The organism is Caulobacter sp. BE264 (assembly GCF_031457805.1).
Taxonomy (GTDB): domain Bacteria; phylum Pseudomonadota; class Alphaproteobacteria; order Caulobacterales; family Caulobacteraceae; genus Caulobacter.
Map to the genome: position 1 here is coordinate 72,040 of NZ_JAVDXI010000001.1, position 17,311 is coordinate 89,350.

Genomic DNA, 17,311 nt, shown 5'->3' on the forward strand with positions numbered 1-17,311 from the left:
TCAATGATCACGGCATGCGCGAAGAATACAAGCGCTGGTTTTGCGCCTTCGTGCTTTTTGGGACGCCCCGCTCAGTCGAACAGTTCTGCCAACTCCTCGAGCAGCGCCTCGCGCCAGCCTTCCAGATTGGCGACGCTTCGCGCACGGTCGAGAATGGCGCGCGCTTGCTCGACGTCGTCCGCGTCCGCCTCGTCGACGGTCTCCAGCGCCTGAAGCGCTTCGTGCGCCGCCTCGAAGCCGCCCGACGCCACAAGCTCCACCAACAGGGCGACGTGGTCGGAACAGTCGATGAAGCTCAGCGCGTGCACCAGCGGCGCGCGTTTGTCGGCGAGGTCCGGGCGCTGGATCAGCTTGACCAGCACGGCGTCAAGGCCCGGCGTTGCGGCTTGCGCCAGCCGTAGAGCCAAGGCGTTGCGCTGGTCCGCATCGGTGATGGTTTCCAGCAGGCGAAGGTCGTCGGAGGAGGCCATGGCTCCCTCATCCCGCGCTTTTCGCCGCATGTCCACGGGGTTAGATCGGTGAAGCAAGGTTTGATTAACCCTCCGATCCGACTCTCCGCTCATGGCCTCCAACGCGACACATGCCTTCGCCCGCACCGACCGCACCGCGATCGGCCTGTGGTGGTGGACGACGGATCGCTGGCTGCTGGGCGCCACCGCCTTGCTGGTCACCCTGGGCATGCTCTTGTCCTTCGCTTCAAGCCCCGCTGCGGCCCAGCGGATCGGCATCGACGACCAGTTCCACTTCGCCCTGCGCATGTGCTTCTTCGCCACGGCTTCGACAGTGCTGATGCTGATCGTGTCGATGTTGTCGCCCAAGGGCATCCGGCGGGCGGCGTTCTTTATCTACATCGGCGCGATCGCGGTGATGATCGCGCTGCCGTTCGTTGGCCACAACGCCAAGGGCGCGACGCGCTGGCTGCAATTTGGCGGCTTCACCCTGCAGCCGTCGGAGTTCATGAAGCCGGCGTTGATCGTGCTGGTCTCATGGATGTTCGCCGAGGGCCAGAAGGGCGAGGGCGTGCCCGGCGTCTCGATCGCCTTCCTGCTCTACTTCATCGCCGTGGCTCTGCTGTTAATCCAGCCGGACGTCGGCCAGACCGTACTGATCACCATCGCCTTTGGCGCGGCCTTCTGGATGGCCGGGGTGCCGATCTCATGGATCATGGGGCTGGGCGGCGTGGCGTTAGCGGGGCTGTGTTCGACCTACTTCCTCTTCGACCACGTCCATGCGCGGGTGCAGAAGTTCCTGAGCCCCGACCAGGCCGACACCCATCAGATCACGCGCGCCGCCGAGGCGATCCGCGCCGGGGGGCTGTTCGGCCGCGGGCCGGGTGAGGGGGTCATGAAGCGCCACGTGCCCGACCTGCACACCGACTTCATCTATTCGGTGGCGGCCGAGGAGTACGGCCTGATCTTCTCGTGGTCGCTGATCGGCCTCTTCGCCTTCGTCGTCGTGCGCGGTCTCTACAAGGCGATGAAGCTCAACGACCCGTTCGAACAGGTTGCGGCGGCCGGATTGTTCGTGCTGTTGGGCCAGCAGGCCCTTATCAATATCGCCGTGAACTTGAACATGATCCCAACCAAGGGCATGACGCTTCCGTTCATCAGTTACGGGGGCTCTTCCATGCTCGCGATGGGTTTGACGCTGGGCATGGCCCTGGCCTTGGTGCGCAAGCGCCCTGGCGCCTATGGCGCAAGCGGCGAGTTCGGCTTCGGTCGCGCGGACGCCTGATGAGCAAGCTGGCTGTTGTCGCCGCCGGGGGAACCGGCGGCCATATGTTCCCCGCCCAGGCCCTCGCCGAGGCGCTGTCCGCGCGCGGCTGGCGCGTGGTGCTGGCCACCGACGATCGCGGCGCGCTGTACGCCGACAAGTTCCCCGCCGAAGAGCGCCTGGCGCTGTCGGCTGCGACGGCCAAGTCCAACGACCCGTTGGGCATGATCAAGGCTGGCTTCACGGTCATGCAGGGGGTGCTGGAGGCCCGTGCGGCCTTCAAGCGGCTGGACCCGGCCGTCGTCGTGGGCTTCGGCGGTTATCCGGCCCTGCCGGCCCTGCTGGGCGCGCTGTCGCAAGGCCGTCCGACGGTTATTCACGAACAGAACGCGGTGCTGGGCCGCGTGAACCGCTTCCTGGCCCCAAGGGTCAATGAAGTCGCCTGCGCCTTCCCGACTCTTGAGAAGGCCGCGCCCGCCGTGAAGGCTCGCGCCCATGTGGTCGGCAATCCGGTGCGTCCGCCCGTGCGCGAGTTGTTCGACGTTCCCTATCTGGCGCCCGAGGTGCAACTGCGCTTGCTGGTCACCGGCGGCAGCCAGGGCGCGCGCCTGCTGTCCGAGCTGATCCCCGAGGCCGTGGCCAAGCTGCCCGAGGAGATGCGCGCGCGCCTCAAGGTGTTCCAGCAGGCCCGCGCCGAGAGCATGGAGCAGGCCCGCAAGACCTATCGCAACGCCATGGTCGACTGCGAGGTCGCGCCGTTCTTCCGCGACATGGCCGGCTATCTGCGTCAGTCGCACCTGGTCATCGGACGCTCGGGCGCCTCGACCTGCACCGAGCTGGCGGTGGCCGGCCGACCCTCGATCCTGGTGCCGCTGAAGATCGCCGCCGACGACCACCAGCGCTTCAACGCCCGCCTGCTGGAGGAGGCCGGCGGCGCGGCTGTGTGCCTGGAGGACGAACTAACCGTCGATGTGATGGCCGCCGCCCTGAAGGCCCTGCTGTCCAAGCCCGAACGCCTTGAGAAGATGGCCGCCGGCGCCCGAAGCGCGGCCAAGCCGAACGCGGCGGAGGAGCTGGCGGATCTCGTAGAGAAGACGGCGCGGTAAAGTATCCCGTCCTCTGGCTCTGTTTGCGGGTCAGCCCGATTGGCAGGTCGAGTTGGTCGGCATGGCAGCTCTCGCGAGCCTTACGGCTCCGCGCCCGTCTCGATCAGCGGGCGGCCGATCCGCACCGCCTCCTCAATGCCGCGCGCCACCGGGACCTGCGCATAGGGCTTCCAGCCGTCGCAGACCACCTTGGCGACCGCCTCTTCAGCGCTGCCGGCGGGCAGGGGCTGGGCCGGACGGAGCGCGCCGGTTACCGGACCCTCGCGGCCGCCCGCCCGCACGCTGCCAAAGCCCGCATGGGCGATGGTGCGGGCGTCGCAGTCGATGACCTCGTGCCGCCAGCCGCCCCAGAACTCTTCCGCGCCGGCCTTGAAGCCGCCTTCGGTGACCTGCAGCACGCGCAGCTTGGCGGTGCGGCCCGTCCACTGGACGCCGCCCATGTCGACGAACATGGCGAAGCGGCCCACATCGGCCAGGCGTAGCTCAAGCGGGGCGGGGGAGTCGGTTTGGGCGAGCGCCGGCGTTGTCCACACAACCAGCGCCAACAGGGCGTTTCGCGTCGCGCGCAAATGGTCTAATCGGCTTTTCATGATCCAGCGTCGACGCCCCGTACCCTTCGAACTCGGCCCCGTGCACTTTATCGGCATCGGCGGCATTGGCATGTCCGGCATCGCCGAGATCATGCTGCGTATCGGCTACACTGTTCAGGGCAGCGACGCCAAGGCCAGCGCCAATACCGAGCGGCTGGAAAAGCTGGGCGCGCGCATCTTCATCGGCCACGACGCCGCCCATGTCGAGGGCGCGTCGGCCATCGTCTATTCGACGGCCGTGAAGGCCGACAATCCCGAGATGGTCGCCGGTCGCGACAAGCGCCTGCCGCTGGTGCGCCGCGCCGAGATGCTGGCCGAGCTGATGCGTCTGCAGTTCTCGATCGCGGTGGGCGGCACGCACGGCAAGACCACCACCACCTCGATGGTCGCCACCCTGCTGGACGCCGGCGGTCTGGACCCCACGGTCGTCAACGGCGGCATCATCAACGCCTACGGCACCAACGCCAAGGTCGGCGAGGGCGACTGGATCGTCGTCGAGGCCGACGAAAGCGACGGCTCGTTCCTGCGCTTGAAGTCGACGGTCGCCATCGTCACCAATATCGACGCCGAACACCTGGACCACTGGGGCGATTTCGACGCGGTCAAGAAGGGCTTCCAGGACTTCATCCAGAACATCCCGTTCTACGGTTTCGCCGCCGTCTGCACCGACCATCCCGAAGTGCAGGCCCTGACCGCGCGGATCGAGAACCGGCGTCTGGTGACCTACGGCACCAACCCGCAGGCCGAGGTGCGGGTCTCCAACATCGCCATGGGGCCCGAGGGCGCGACGTTCGACATCGTCGTCTCGCCGCGTGACGGCGAGGTCGTCCGCTATGACGGCCTGAAGATGCCGATGGCCGGCCATCACAATGTGCTCAACGCCGCCGCCGCCGTGGCCGTGGCCCGCGAGCTGGGCGTCGACGCCGAAGCCATCGCGCGCGGCCTGGCCGGCTTTGGCGGGGTCAAGCGCCGCTTCACCACCACGGGTGTCGCAAACGGCATCCGCGTGGTCGACGACTACGGCCACCATCCGGTCGAGATCGCCGCCGTGCTGAAGGCCGCTCGCGCGGTGTCGACCGGCAAGGTCATCGCCGTGGTCCAGCCGCACCGCTACACGCGTCTGCGCGACCTGATGACCGAGTTCTCCAGCTGCTTCAATGACGCCGACACGGTGATCGTCGCCGACGTCTATACGGCCGGCGAGCAGCCGATTCCAGGCGTGGACCGGGACGCCCTGGTCGAGGGGCTCAAGAAGTTCGGCCACCGCCGGGCCCTGCCGCTGGAAAACCCGACGGCGCTGCCGCGCCTGATCGCCGCCGAGGCGACCAGTGGCGACTTGGTCGTCCTGCTGGGCGCCGGCGATATCACGACCTGGTCCTATGCCTTGCCGGGGCAGCTCGAGGCTTTGACCAAGTGAAGCTCCCCTCGGTCCCTCCCTTCTCCCCTTGCGGGAGAAGGTGGCCGCGCAGCGGCCGGATGAGGGGTCGTTTGGCGACGCCGAGAAACCCCTCATCCGTCAGCCTGAGGCTGACACCTTCTCCCGCAAGGGGAGAAGGGGAGACGTATTGATGACCTGGAAGACCCATCTCCCGACCGTTCGCGGCAAGCTGCTGATCGACGAGCCGTTGGCGCCGTTCACCTGGTTCCGGGTCGGCGGTCCGGCCGACGTCGTGTTCCTGCCCGCCGACGAGCAGGACCTGTCGGATTTCCTGAGGGCGCTCGATCCTAGCGTACCGGTCATGGCGATCGGCGTAGGCTCCAACCTGCTGGTCCGCGACGGCGGCGTCGAGGGCGTGATCATCCGCCTGGGCAAGGGCTTCAACACGGTCGAGGCGCTGGGCGACAATCTGATCAGGTCCGGCAGCGCCGTACCTGACGCCATCCTGGCCCGCAAGGCCGCCGAAGCCGGCATCGCAGGTCTGGAGTTCTATGTCGGCGTGCCCGGCACGGTCGGCGGCGCGGTGATCATGAACGCCGGCTGCTACGGCTCCGAGACCGTCAATGTGGTCAAGTCCGTGCGCGTGATGGACCGCGCCGGCGTCGTGCGCGAACTCAGCGTCGAGGACCTGCACTACACCTATCGCCATAGCGCCCTGCAGGACGGCGAGCCGCTGATCGTGCTGGACGCGATCTTCGAGGGGGCGCCGGACGAGCCCGAAGCGATCAAGGCCCGCATGGCTGAGATCACCGCCCGCCGCGAGACCACCCAGCCGATCCGCGAAAAGACCGGCGGCTCGACCTTCAAGAACCCGCCGGGTCACTCTTCCTGGAAGCTGGTCGACGAGGCCGGCTGGCGCGGCAAGCCGTTCGGCGGGGCGATGTTCTCGCCCCTGCACTGCAACTTCCTGATCAATACAGGCGAGGCGACGGCCGCCGACTTGGAAGGCCTCGGCGAGACCGTGCGCGCCGACGTCAAGGCCAAGACCGGCGTCCAGCTGGACTGGGAAATCAAGCGGATCGGCCGGGCGGGGTAGGGCGGCCAAATCCTCCCCCGAGAAACGGGGGAGGTGTCGGCGAAGCCGACGGAGGGGGCGAGCTGGAGGTTGGCCGAACTGGCCCCCTCCGGCCCTCTGGGCCACCTCCCCCGCATCGCGGGGAAGGATCTGACCCCCCTCAACCCCATTGCTGACTCCCCGTGGCGCGAACCGGTGTTATGACTCCCGCGCCTTTGGGGAGAATCCGTGCTCATGTTCCGTCGTCTGTTGATCGCTTCCGCTGCCTTCGCCCTTGTTTCCGGCGCGGCGCACGCCCAGGACCTCAAGACCGCCGAGGCGCTGCGCGACAAGGCCCTGCGCGACTATCTGGCCTGGGACATCACCGAGGACCTGACCACCAATATCGGCCCGCGTCTCGTGGGCTCGCCGGCCATGGCCAAGGCCAAGGACTGGGGCGTCGCCAAGTTCAAGGCGCTGGGCTTCACCAACATCAAGGTCGAGGAATTCGCCAAGCCGTCGTGGAGCCGAGGCGAGGAGAGCGCCGAGCTGGTCGCGCCCTACGCCATGAAGCTGGGCGCGGTGGGCCTTGGCCGCACCGTCTCGACGCCGGCTGGCGGGATCGAGGCCGAGGTCGCGCTGTTCAAGACCTTCGCCGACATGATGGCCGCGTCCGAAGGCGCGCTGAAGGGCAAGATCGTTGTGATCACCCAGCCGATGGTCCGCACCCAGAACGGCGCCGGCTATGGCGCGGCGGGCATCTCGCGCCGGGTGGGCCCGGTCGAGGCGGCCAAGCGCGGCGCGGTCGCCATGCTGATCCGCTCGATCTCGACCTCCGACTCGACCGTGCCGCACACCGGCGGCACGGCCAGCGGCGAGGGCGTGGTGACCATCCCGGCCGCTGCGATCGGCGTTCCGGAGGCCGAGCAGCTGGAGCGTCTGGCTGCGCGCAAGGTCCCGATGCGGGTCAAGCTGAAGCTGGAGTCGAGCGTCAACCCCAACAACGTCGCCTGGAACATCTCGGGCGACATCAAGGGCTCGGAAAAGCCGGACGAGGTGATCGTCATCGGCGGTCACCTCGACAGCTGGGACGTGGGCACCGGCGCGCTGGACGACGCCACCGGCATCGCCATCACCACGGCCGCGGCCAAGCTGATCGGCGACCTGCCCAGGCGCCCCAAGCGCACGATCCGCGTGGTCATGTGGGGCTCGGAAGAGAGCGGTGGTTCGTCGGAAGCCTATCTGGCTGCGCACAAGGACGCGCTGTCCAGCATGGTGCTGGCCGGCGAGAGCGATACGGGTGCTGACCGCATCTACAGCCTGCAGGTTCCGGCCGGCTCGCTGGACCATCCGGTGGTCAAGGCCGCCGCCAGCGTGCTGGCCCCGCTGAAGATCTATGTCGATCGCACCCCCGCCGCCGGGGCGGGCGCTGACATCAGTGGGATCGAGCGTGCCGGCGTGCCGGTCATCAACCTGAACCAGGACGCCAGCCGGTACTTCGACTACCACCACACCATGGACGACACGCTGGACAAGGTTCGCCCCGCCGAACTGGCCCAGAACGTCGCCGCTTGGACGTCGCTGGTCTATCTGGTGGCCGACAGCGACGTCGATTTCCGCGCGCTGAAGCCGGCGGCTCCGGCGGCGAAGTAACCTAAATCTGTCATCCCGGACGACCCGCAGGGGCGATCCGGGACCACGGCAAGCGCTTGCGTATGCCGTGGTCCCGGCTCTTCGCGCTCCGCACGACGGCCGGGATGACAACCAATATTGGCAGGCGCGCCCGGGCTGACTAGGAGTGGCTGAACGTCGCAGCCTTCCAAAGAGTCTCCCGGAAATGACCCAGCAGCCCCTGTCCGGCCGCCACATCGCCGTCCTGCTTGGCGGGCCCTCGTCGGAACGCAAGGTCAGTCTGGTGTCTGGCGCCGCCTGCGCCGACGCTCTGGAGCGGCTGGGCGCCAAGGTCTCGCGCATCGATCCGGGGCCGGACATCGCCCAGGTGCTGACGGCGACCAAGCCGGATCTGGTCTTCAACGCCCTGCATGGGGAGTGGGGCGAGGATGGCTGCGTCCAGGGCGTGCTGGAAACCCTCAAACTGCCTTACACCCATTCGGGCGTCCTCGCCTCGGCCCTGGCGATGGACAAGGCCAAGGCCAAGGCCGTGCTGGCTGCGGCAGGCGTGATCGTGCCGGGCGGCGGCCTCTTCAACCGACACGATGTCGCGCGCGACCATGTGTTGCAGCCGCCCTATGTCGTGAAGCCTAACGCCGAAGGCTCTTCGGTAGGGGTCTTCATCATCAAGGAAGGGGCCAATCGCCCGCCCGAAGAGGTCGGCGCGCCGTCCTGGACCTTTGGCGAAGAGGTGATGGTCGAGCCCTACATCCAGGGCATGGAGCTGGCGGTCGCCGTCCTGGGTGAGTCAAATGGTCCCAGGGCGCTGGCGGTGACCGATATCCGTGCATCCACAGGTTTTTACGACTACGAGGCCAAGTACTCCGAAGGGGGCTCAATCCACGTTCTGCCGGCCCCAATTCCCAATGCTGTAAGGGATCGCGCGATGCGGATGGCCGAGCTGGCGCATACCGCTCTTGGTTGCCGAGGGGTAACCCGGTCTGACTTCCGTTATGACGACATTAACGACCTTCTGGTCCTTCTAGAGGTCAACACGCAGCCCGGCATGACGCCGACCTCGCTCGCTCCCGAGCAGGCCGACCACGTCGGGATCCCGTTTGACCAGTTAGTTTTGTGGATCGTGGAGGACGCTTATGCCCGCTGTAGTGCGGGGGGGACCGCCTAAGCCTAGGCGACCCCGGGCCGAAGCGCCCGCAAGTCCGAGCAAAGGCAAGCCGGCGCCCCGGAAGGCGCAGCCGGCTGCGAAGTTGCATGCCGCGCGAGGCGTGGGCCTGTCGCCCACGGTGGCCCTCACCGTGGCGGGCGCGGCCTTGGGCCTTGGCCTTGTGGTGATGCTGGCGACCGGCCACCGCGCCGAGCGCATCGGTGCGGCCATGGTCCATGGTGTCGACAACAGCTTCGCCTCAGCCGGTTTCAAGCTGAGGACGGTTCACATCCGCGGCGCCTCGGCGACCGCTCAAGCCGACATCCTCAAGGCCTCGGGCCTCTATCTCGACCAACCGACCCTGGGGATGGACCTCGCCGACATTCGCACGCGTGTTCAGGGCGTGGGCTGGGTGAAGGACGCCAAGGTCGTGCGCATGCTCCCCGACACGGTGCTGATCGCCGTCGAGGAGCGCCCCGCGCTCGCGGTCTGGCAGAACAAGGGTCGCATGAAGGTCATCGACAGCGAGGGTCAGGTGATCACCGAGGCGGATCCGGCGCGATTCCCGCAGCTGCCGCTGGTGGTGGGGCAGGGCGCCGACCAGGCCGCCGGCTTGATCCTTCCGGCGGTCGCCTCGCGGCCGCGCCTGCGTGATCGGCTGGAAGCGATGGTTCGGGTGGACGATCGTCGCTGGGATCTGCGCCTGAAGGACGGCTCGCTGATCCAACTACCGGCGATCGATGAAGAATCCGCGCTGATTCAATTGGATCAGCTCGACCAACGGCAGCGAATCCTGGACATGGGTTTTGCGCGGATCGATCTGCGCGACCCCGAAATGGTGGCTGTGAGACCTCGCGACGCGGTGCTGCCCGGGCAGCCTGCGGCCGACGGGGCGTAAGTGACGTGATGGGCTGAGGTGGCAATAGCAATGTCGCGAATGGAGGATCGGAAACAGGCCCGTGAAGGCCTGAAGGCGACGCTCGTGCGCCAGCCCGCCATCGCGGCCGTCGATTTGGGCGCGTCGAAGGTGACGTGCTTCATCATGAAGGCCGACGGTATTCACCGGGACAACCGCACCCTGACCACGGCGGGCGTTGGCTATGTGCAGTCGCGCGGCGTGCGTGGCGGCGCGATAGTGAACCTGGACGAGGCCGCTCAGGCGATCGCCCAGGCCGTGGAGCGTGCTGAGACCGTAGCCGGAGTGCACGTGCAGGGCGTCAGCGTCTGCACCGCCGGCGGCCAGCTGGCCAGCCATCGCGTTCACACCCAGGTTTCGCTGGGCGCGCGTCCGATCGGCGACGGCGACCTGTCGCGCGCCATCGCCTCGGCCCTGGCCCAGGTCCGTATTCCCGGCCGCAAGCCGATCCATTTGCTGCCCATCGCCTGGTCGGTCGACGGCCAGCGCGGCATCCGCGACCCGCGCGCCATGTTCGGCCGCGCGCTGGGGCTGGAGCTCCTGGTCGTTTCGGTCAACGAGAACATCTTCCACACGTTGGCGCACTGCGTTGAGCGCGCCCACCTGTCGTTCGAGGGCATCGTCGCCGCGCCTTTCGCCTCGGCCCTGGCGGCTCTCGAAGAGGACGAGATGGATCTGGGCGCCGTCTGCATCGACATGGGCGGCGGTTCGACCTCGGTGGCCGTGTTCAACAACGGCGCCCTGTGCCACGTCGACAGCCTGGCCGTCGGCGGCGGGCACGTGACGCAGGATATCGCCCGCGGCCTGCAGACCTCGGTGGTCGGCGCCGAGCGCATCAAGACCCTGCACGGCAGCGCCATCGCCTCGGCCAACGAGGACCGCGAGATGATTGAGGCGCCGCCGCGCGGCGACGATCCGGGCGCGGGTCCGGTGATCGCGCCCCGCAGCCTGCTCAAGGGCATCATCCAGCCCCGCGTCGAGGAAACCCTGGAACTGCTGCGCGAGCGCCTGAAGGCCTCCGGCGCGCCGGTCGAGCCTGGCGCGGGCATCGTCCTGACCGGCGGCGCCAGCCAGCTGGCCGGCGTTCGCGAAGTGGCCGTGCGCGTCTTTGATCGTCCCGTCCGTCTGGGCCGTCCGCGCCGGGTGCCGCATCTGGCCGACGCCGCCTCGGGTCCCGCCTTCTGCGCCGCCGCCGGCGTCCTCCACCGCACGGCCTTCGGTCCGCGCGAGGCGGTGTCCTCCAAAGCCCTCGCCGGCGGGGGCATGGCCCGCAAGCGTCCCGTTGATCCCAACGCCAGCCCGATGGCCAAGGCGGCCGCCTGGCTGCGGGACAACCTCTAAGCCGCGACAAAACCGCGCGAAGTCTTAAAGCGTGAGTAACACTACAGTTTAACTTTCAGGGCCCGGTCGAGTTCATCGACCGGGCCTTTTGCTGGCTGAAAGCCGCTGTAGACGGAGGTTTCGCGCCTCAGCGGCGTTCGGTCGCACGAGCCTGTGAATCCCCGTAGAACCTTTGGTTCATTGAGGGATTCTGTTGATAGGCCACAATTTATCCAACGGCCCCGCTCGACCAGACCACGACTCAGATTATGCAGTTAACCGCCGATTAACGATGGTGGTTGTTCTGTTAACACGATCGTCGAGGCATCCCCGGCGATTGGGTGTCGCCGAGGTCTAATTTGACGATTTCGGCGTAAGGACGCGAGGGTCCCATGGCTATTTCTCTTTCCGCGCCGCGTACGACCGAGCTGAAGCCGCGCATCGTGGTTTTCGGCGTTGGCGGCGCTGGCGGCAACGCCGTGAACAACATGATCGAGGCGGGCCTCGAGGGTGTGGAGTTCGTGGTGGCCAACACTGACGCTCAGCAGCTTCAGTTCGCCAAGACGGACCGTCGTATCCAGTTGGGCGTGCAGATCACGCAAGGCCTGGGCGCCGGCGCGCACCCGGAAGTGGGCATGAGCGCGGCCGAGGAGAGCTTTCCGGAGATCGGCGAGCACCTCGACGGCGCGCACATGGTCTTCATCACCGCCGGCATGGGCGGGGGCACCGGCACCGGCGCGGCGCCGATCATCGCCAAGTGCGCCCGTGAGCGCGGCATCCTGACCGTCGGCGTGGTGACCAAGCCCTTCCACTTCGAAGGCCGTCACCGCATGCGTCTGGCCGACAGCGGCATTCAGGAGTTGCAGCGCTACGTCGACACCCTGATCGTCATTCCGAACCAGAACCTGTTCCGCGTCGCCAATGAGCGCACGACCTTCGCCGAAGCCTTCGGCATGGCCGACCAAGTCCTGCACTCGGGCGTTCGTTCGATCACCGACCTGATGGTCCTGCCGGGCCTGATCAACCTCGACTTCGCCGACGTCCGCACGGTCATGACCGAGATGGGCAAGGCGATGATGGGCACCGGCGAGGGCACCGGCGAAGATCGCGCCCTGATGGCCGCTCAGAACGCCATCGCCAACCCGCTGCTGGATGAAGTCTCGCTGAAGGGCGCCAAGGCCGTGCTGGTCAACGTGACCGGCGGCATGGACATGACCCTGCTGGAAGTCGATGAGGCCGCCAACGCGATCTCCGACCAGGTCGATCCGGAAGCCAACATCATCTTCGGCGCCGCCTTCGACCCGTCGCTGGAAGGCGTGATCCGCGTGTCGGTGGTCGCCACCGGCATGGACGGCGCCTCGATCGCCCAGATCGAGCCGAAGCCCGTTTCGCGGAACACCTCCGCCGCGCCGCTGATCGCCGAGACCTCGCGTCCCGCGCCGCAGCCCGAGCCGGCCCGTCCGACCGCTCGCTACGAAGCCGCCCGTCCGGTCGAACGTCCGGTCGCCTTCGCGCCCGAGCCGGCCCCGGAACCTGAGATCGTGATGTCGGCGCCGCAGCCTGAGCCGGAAGCTGAGCTCTATTACGACGAGCCGTCTGTAGCTGAAGAACCGCGTATCGCCGCGGCTCCGGCCCGGCCGGTGAGCCGCATCGTCGATCCGCTGGTCGATGACGGCGCCGAAGAGCCGCTGTTCCCCGAGAGCAACTACTACGAAGAGCGCCGTCCCCAGAAGCAGGGCGGGTTCTTCTCGATGTTCGGCGGCGGACGCCAGCGTTACGAGCAACAGGCCTCCGCGCCGCAGCCCCAGGCTCGCTCGGCCCAGAGCGCCCGCCCGCAGCTGCAGCCGATCGAGACGCCGCAGGCCGATGACGCCGAGGATCTGGAGATCCCGTCGTTCCTGCGCCGCTTGGCCAACTGAAAGACCGACAAGACCTGACGGGACGCCCCGGGATCGCTCCCGGGGCGTCTTGCTTTGGGCGCTCGCCTTGCGACTCTCCCCGGGGTTGGCCACAGTTTCCGCCGCGATCGCGAAGGGGATTTGAGTTCATGCGGAAGCTTCTATTCGGCCTGTCGGCCCTGGCCCTTGTCGCGACGAGCGCGTCGGCCCAGGATTCGGGTCCCGCAGCCCCCGTCCAGTACGACGTCGCCTTCCCCAACGCCGCCCATCATGAAGCCCGGATCACGGCGACCTTCCGCAAGGTCCCCAAGGGCGCGCTGAAGTTGCGGATGTCGCGGTCCTCGCCGGGGCGCTATGCGATCCATGAGTTCGCCAAGAACGTCTATCAGGTCACCGCCGTCGACGGCGCGGGCAAGCCGCTGCCCATCGAGCGCACCGATCCCTACGGTTGGGCGGTGTCCGGCCACGATGGCACGGTCAAGGTCACCTACACGCTCTACGCTGATCGCGGCGACGGCACCTATTCGCAGGTCGACAAGACCCACGCGCACCTGAACATGCCCGCGACCTTCCTGTGGGCGGTGGGCTATGACGACAAGCCGATCCGCGTCCGTTTCGAACGCGCCGATCCCAGCTGGAAGATCGCCACCCAGCTGCCCCCGGTGACCGGCCAACCCGACAGTTTCTGGGCGCCGAACCTGCAGTACTTCATGGACAGCCCCACCGAGCTCAGCGCCATGACAGTGCGTGAGTGGACGGTGACCGACAAGGGGCGCGACTACACGTTCCGGCTCGCCCTGCATGACCCGGGTACGCCCGAGGACGCCGACATCTTCGCCGCCAAGCTGAAGGCCATCGTGCCCGAGCACATCAAGGTTTTCGGCGAGCTGCCGAAGTTCGACCATGGCGAATACACCTTCATCGCCGACTACATGCCGCAGATCACGGGCGACGGCATGGAGCATCGCAACTCGACCTTCATCAGCCAGCCGCGGTCGCTGTTCCGGGGTAATTTCAGCCAATTGGGCACGGCCAGCCACGAGCTGTTCCACGCCTGGAACGTCGAGCGCATCCGCCCGGCCGAGCTGGAGCCATTCGATTTCACCAAGGCCAATCCGACGCCGTCGCTTTGGCTGGCCGAGGGCTTCACCCAGTACTACGGTCCGCTGCTGATCCGGCGAGCGGGACAGTCGTCAACGGACGAGTACCTCACCGGTCTGTCCAGCACGCTCAACGGCGTCGTCAACGGCCCGGGCCGGCTCTACGGTTCGCCGCAGGAGATGAGCCTGCGCGCGCCGTTCGTTGATGCGGCCGCCGCGCTGGATCCGGTCAACCCGAACATCTTCACCTCGTACTATCCGTACGGCGCGGTGATCGGCCTGGCTCTGGACCTGCAGCTGCGCGGGCGCGACAAGCCGCTCAGCCTCGATGATTTCATGAAGCAGATGTGGCGCGCCCATGGCGTGACCGAGAAGCCCTATACGCCGGCCGACATCCGCGCCGCCCTGGCCAAGACGACCGGCGACCAAGCGTTTGCGGATGCCTTCTTCAAGGCCAGTATCGAAGGCTCGGCCCTGCCGGACTTCGCGCCGCTGCTCGAGCGGGCCGGGCTCAAGCTTCGCCCGAAGGCCCCCAAGAAGGCTTGGCTGGGCGCCGCGCGCGTCAAGGTGAACGGCTCGGAGCTGCTGCTGGACGCGCCGCCCGTTCCGAACAGCCCGCTCTACGGCGCCGGGGTCGAGGTCGGCGACCGGATCGTCAGCATCGGCCGCTTCGTGTTCGTCAACGAGAGCGACTGGACCGATGCGCTCGACCGCCTGAAGCCGGGTGAGGCCACGACCGTGACCTTCTTCCAGCGCGGCCAGCTTCGCCAAGCCTCTCTGACCATCGCCGCCGACCCGACGCTGGAGATCGTGCGCTTCGAGAAGGCCGATCTCAAGCCGACCGAGGTGCAGCTGGCGTTCCGCAAGGCCTGGCTGGGCGCGGAGATCGAAGCGGCGAAGTAGGGCGCGCCGCGCGGGCCTGATTGGCGCTGTTACTGTGTAACATATCGCTTGCCGGTCGATGTGGAATTGGTCAATATGTTATAATATAACATATTGGATCTTCCCATGAGTGCTGCGCCCTCCCAGGCGGTCGCGAGGATCGACCTCCGCCTGCCGGTCACGGTCCTGTCGGGCTTTCTCGGCGCCGGCAAGACGACGCTGCTGAACCACGTCCTGGCCAATCGCGAGGGCAAGAAGGTCGCGGTGATCGTCAACGACATGAGCGAGGTGAACATCGACGCGGCCTTGGTCGCCGAGGGCGGCGCGGACCTGTCGCGCACCGACGAGGCCCTGGTCGAGATGTCCAACGGCTGCATCTGCTGCACGCTGCGCGAGGACCTGTTGAACGAGGTGCGCCGCCTGGCCGCCGAGCGCCGCTTCGACTATTTGCTGATCGAGTCGACGGGCGTTTCCGAGCCGATGCCGGTGGCCGCCACCTTTGACTTCCGCGACGAGGGCGAGCAGAGCCTGTCGGACGTGGCGCGGCTGGACACCATGGTCACGGTGGTCGACGCCTTCAACTTCCTGCGCGACTACAGCTCCCGGGACCGGCTGGCCGACCGTGGCGAGACGGCGGGGGAGGGCGATACGCGCACGGTCGTCGACCTGCTGGTCGAGCAGATCGAGTTCGCCGACGTCATCGTGCTGAACAAGGCCGATCTGGTCTCCGCCGATGAGCTGGGCCAGCTTGAGGCGATCATCGCCACGTTCAATCCGCAGGCGCGGATCGTCCGGTCCGAGCGCGGCGCCGTGGCCCTGGGCGACGTGCTCGACACCGGCCTCTTCGATCCCGTCCGGGCCGAAGGCGCGGCTGGCTGGCAGAAGGCGTTGATGGGCGAGGTCCTGCCGGAGACCGAGGAGTACGGCATCGGCCATTTCGTCTATCGCGCGTCCAAGCCCTTCCATCCGGAGAAGCTGAAAGCTTGGCTCGAAAGCGAGTGGCTCGGCGTCATCCGCTCCAAGGGCTTTGTCTGGCTGGCGACCCGGACGGATCTGGTCGGCGGCTGGAGCCAGGCCGGGGCGGTTACTCAGTTCGGACCGCACGGTCGCTGGTGGGCCACCGCGCCGCGCGATCAGTGGCCCGACGATCCGGCGTGGCGGGCGGCGATCGAGAAGGTCTGGAAGCCGGTCCATGGCGACCGTCGCCAGGAGATCGTGCTGATCGGCCAGAACATGGATCGCGAGGCCCTGACCAGGGGCTTCGACGCCTGCCTGCTGTCGGACCTTCAGTTCGGGTTTGGCCCCAAGGCCTGGGCCAAGCTGCCTGACCCGTTCGCGCCGTGGTGAAGACCGCGCCGCCGCTGGACGCCGACGGCGCGCTTCAGGAGCCGACACCCGAATGGGTCGCCGCGCGCTTCGGGGTCAGCCTCGAGGAAGCCGAATGGACGCTGGTCCTTTATCGGTTCTCGATCCTGTACCCCGAAGGTCCGGAGCCCGGTCGCTTCTTCTGTGAGCCGCTTTAGCCGTCGGTCTGGCTGAAAGCCGCCGACCGCGCCCGGGCGAGCCGGAATGCGCCGGTCGCGCCGAAATAGGCGCAGCCCGCCAGCAGGATGAGGGTGGTGACCACGCTGGCCTCGGGGCCGAAGGCGCCGCCCGTCAGCCACCAGGGCGCGCCGGCCCTGGGGGCTAGGTCGACGACGAGGCTCTGGACCGCGATCCGGCCGCCGCTGACTTCAAGGCCAAAGCCGACGCCCAACAGCCAGTTCCAGGCGGTGTGCCAGGCGCAGACGCCCCAGAGCGAGCCTTCCTTGATCGCGTAGAGACTGATCATCACGCCGAACAGGACGAGGTTGGCCAGGGCCAGGACCAGCTCCTTGGACGGCGAGATGTTGCCGCCGTGCATGATGGCGAACAGTGCGCTGTTGATGACGATGGCCAGGGGGAGGCCGTGGCGCGAGGCGACCAGCTGCATCAGCCAGCCCCGCATCAGGAGCTCCTCGGTGCCGCCCTGGATCACAAAGCCCGCAAAGAGCGCCAGGATGGGCAGGAACAGCATCGGCGCGGGCGCGGTCCACACGCCGAACCCTTCGATACGGTAGCCGCCGGTCGCCCAGATCAGGCCGATGACGCTGAGCAGGAAGCCGCACCCGACCAGCAGGCCCCGCGTGTATCGCCGAACAAACTCACCGTTGAGGCCCAGCACCCAGGGCGAGCGGCGCTCGAACAGCCAGACCCAGGCCAGCAGCAGCAACGCGGAAAAGCCAAAGCCGGCCAGCTGGATCGCCAGCGGCGACCACTGGCTTTCGAGATCGACCTGATGGAAGCCCATCGGCATCAGGACGCCGAGAACCGTGGCCAGCTGGCCCACGGCGAAGAAGACGATGATCAGCGGAATGGCCGCCGCGGTCCAGGTGCGGCGATGCTTGGGCGCTCTGGGCCCGTAGAGTTCGACGTTCTTCAAGCTGAGCCCCCGCTCGTTCGATATCCGCCGTGTGTCGTCGGCGCTTCGGCTGCGCTCGTGGCGCAGAATGGGGCGGGTGGAAACTTAATTATGGCTCATGAAGTGGTTTTCACCCAT

General features: G+C 67.4%; 16 protein-coding genes. 13 read left to right on the plus strand and 3 right to left on the minus strand.

The genetic code is table 11. The features are described 5' to 3' along the window. Window positions 1-71: 71 nt before the first annotated feature. A complete protein-coding gene (locus J2X45_RS00340) occupies window positions 72-470 on the minus strand; it encodes a hypothetical protein (protein WP_310209698.1) in 399 nt (132 codons plus the stop codon). Between the two features lie 91 nt (window positions 471-561). Here J2X45_RS00340 and ftsW point away from each other — a divergent pair, with 91 nt between their 5' ends. Both ftsW and murG read left to right on the plus strand, forming a co-directional pair. Then, a complete protein-coding gene (gene ftsW, locus J2X45_RS00345; RefSeq protein ID WP_310209700.1) occupies window positions 562-1,734 on the plus strand; it encodes a putative lipid II flippase FtsW in 1,173 nt (390 codons plus the stop codon). Beyond that, window positions 1,734-2,819: an undecaprenyldiphospho-muramoylpentapeptide beta-N-acetylglucosaminyltransferase gene (gene murG, locus J2X45_RS00350; protein WP_310209703.1), complete on the plus strand. Its 1,086-nt coding sequence runs from the start codon at window positions 1,734-1,736 to the stop codon at window positions 2,817-2,819. The genes ftsW and murG overlap by 1 nt, the downstream gene beginning before the upstream one ends. A gap of 80 nt (window positions 2,820-2,899) precedes the next feature. On the opposite strand, the gene J2X45_RS00355 is transcribed toward murG, so the two are convergent. Further along, window positions 2,900-3,409: a hypothetical protein gene (locus tag J2X45_RS00355; protein ID WP_310209705.1), complete on the minus strand. Its 510-nt coding sequence runs from the start codon at window positions 3,407-3,409 to the stop codon at window positions 2,900-2,902. On the opposite strand from J2X45_RS00355, the gene murC reads away from it, so the two are divergent. The 11 genes from murC to J2X45_RS00410 all read left to right on the plus strand — a co-directional run bounded on the left by murC (window position 3,408) and on the right by J2X45_RS00410 (window position 16,256). Beyond that, window positions 3,408-4,826: a UDP-N-acetylmuramate--L-alanine ligase gene (murC, locus tag J2X45_RS00360; RefSeq protein WP_310209708.1), complete on the plus strand. Its 1,419-nt coding sequence runs from the start codon at window positions 3,408-3,410 to the stop codon at window positions 4,824-4,826. The two genes, J2X45_RS00355 and murC, sit on opposite strands and share 2 nt — an antisense overlap. 151 nt (window positions 4,827-4,977) lie before the next feature. Continuing rightward, entirely contained in the window at window positions 4,978-5,883 is a 906-nt protein-coding gene (murB, locus tag J2X45_RS00365; RefSeq protein ID WP_310209712.1) for a UDP-N-acetylmuramate dehydrogenase, read from the plus strand. 207 nt (window positions 5,884-6,090) lie between these two features. Further along, a complete protein-coding gene (locus tag J2X45_RS00370; RefSeq protein WP_310209715.1) occupies window positions 6,091-7,494 on the plus strand; it encodes a M20/M25/M40 family metallo-hydrolase in 1,404 nt (467 codons plus the stop codon). Window positions 7,495-7,678: 184 nt separating this feature from the next. Next, window positions 7,679-8,638, plus strand: a complete 960-nt coding sequence (locus J2X45_RS00375) for a D-alanine--D-alanine ligase (protein ID WP_310209718.1) — start codon at window positions 7,679-7,681, stop codon at window positions 8,636-8,638. Next, window positions 8,607-9,515, plus strand: a complete 909-nt coding sequence (gene ftsQ / locus J2X45_RS00380) for a cell division protein FtsQ (protein WP_310209721.1) — start codon at window positions 8,607-8,609, stop codon at window positions 9,513-9,515. The genes J2X45_RS00375 and ftsQ overlap by 32 nt, the downstream gene beginning before the upstream one ends. Window positions 9,516-9,545: 30 nt before the next feature. After that, window positions 9,546-10,874, plus strand: a complete 1,329-nt coding sequence (gene ftsA, locus J2X45_RS00385) for a cell division protein FtsA (protein ID WP_310209725.1) — start codon at window positions 9,546-9,548, stop codon at window positions 10,872-10,874. A gap of 271 nt (window positions 10,875-11,145) precedes the next feature. Next, window positions 11,146-11,211 carry a hypothetical protein gene (locus J2X45_RS00390; protein WP_024265820.1) on the plus strand — a complete coding sequence of 22 codons (66 nt, stop codon included), beginning with the start codon at window positions 11,146-11,148 and terminating at the stop codon, window positions 11,209-11,211. 34 nt (window positions 11,212-11,245) lie between these two features. Next, window positions 11,246-12,772, plus strand: coding sequence for a cell division protein FtsZ (gene ftsZ / locus J2X45_RS00395; protein ID WP_310209728.1), 1,527 nt, complete (start codon window positions 11,246-11,248; stop codon window positions 12,770-12,772). Window positions 12,773-12,900: 128 nt separating this feature from the next. After that, window positions 12,901-14,754, plus strand: coding sequence for a M61 family metallopeptidase (locus tag J2X45_RS00400; protein WP_310209731.1), 1,854 nt, complete (start codon window positions 12,901-12,903; stop codon window positions 14,752-14,754). 105 nt (window positions 14,755-14,859) lie between these two features. Next, entirely contained in the window at window positions 14,860-16,080 is a 1,221-nt protein-coding gene (zigA, locus tag J2X45_RS00405) for a zinc metallochaperone GTPase ZigA (RefSeq protein WP_310209734.1), read from the plus strand. Next, entirely contained in the window at window positions 16,077-16,256 is a 180-nt protein-coding gene (locus J2X45_RS00410) for a hypothetical protein (RefSeq protein WP_310209737.1), read from the plus strand. The genes zigA and J2X45_RS00410 overlap by 4 nt, the downstream gene beginning before the upstream one ends. Here J2X45_RS00410 and J2X45_RS00415 read toward each other — a convergent pair. Then, a complete protein-coding gene (locus J2X45_RS00415; RefSeq protein ID WP_310209740.1) occupies window positions 16,253-17,194 on the minus strand; it encodes a type II CAAX endopeptidase family protein in 942 nt (313 codons plus the stop codon). The two genes, J2X45_RS00410 and J2X45_RS00415, sit on opposite strands and share 4 nt — an antisense overlap. Window positions 17,195-17,311 lie beyond the last annotated feature (117 nt).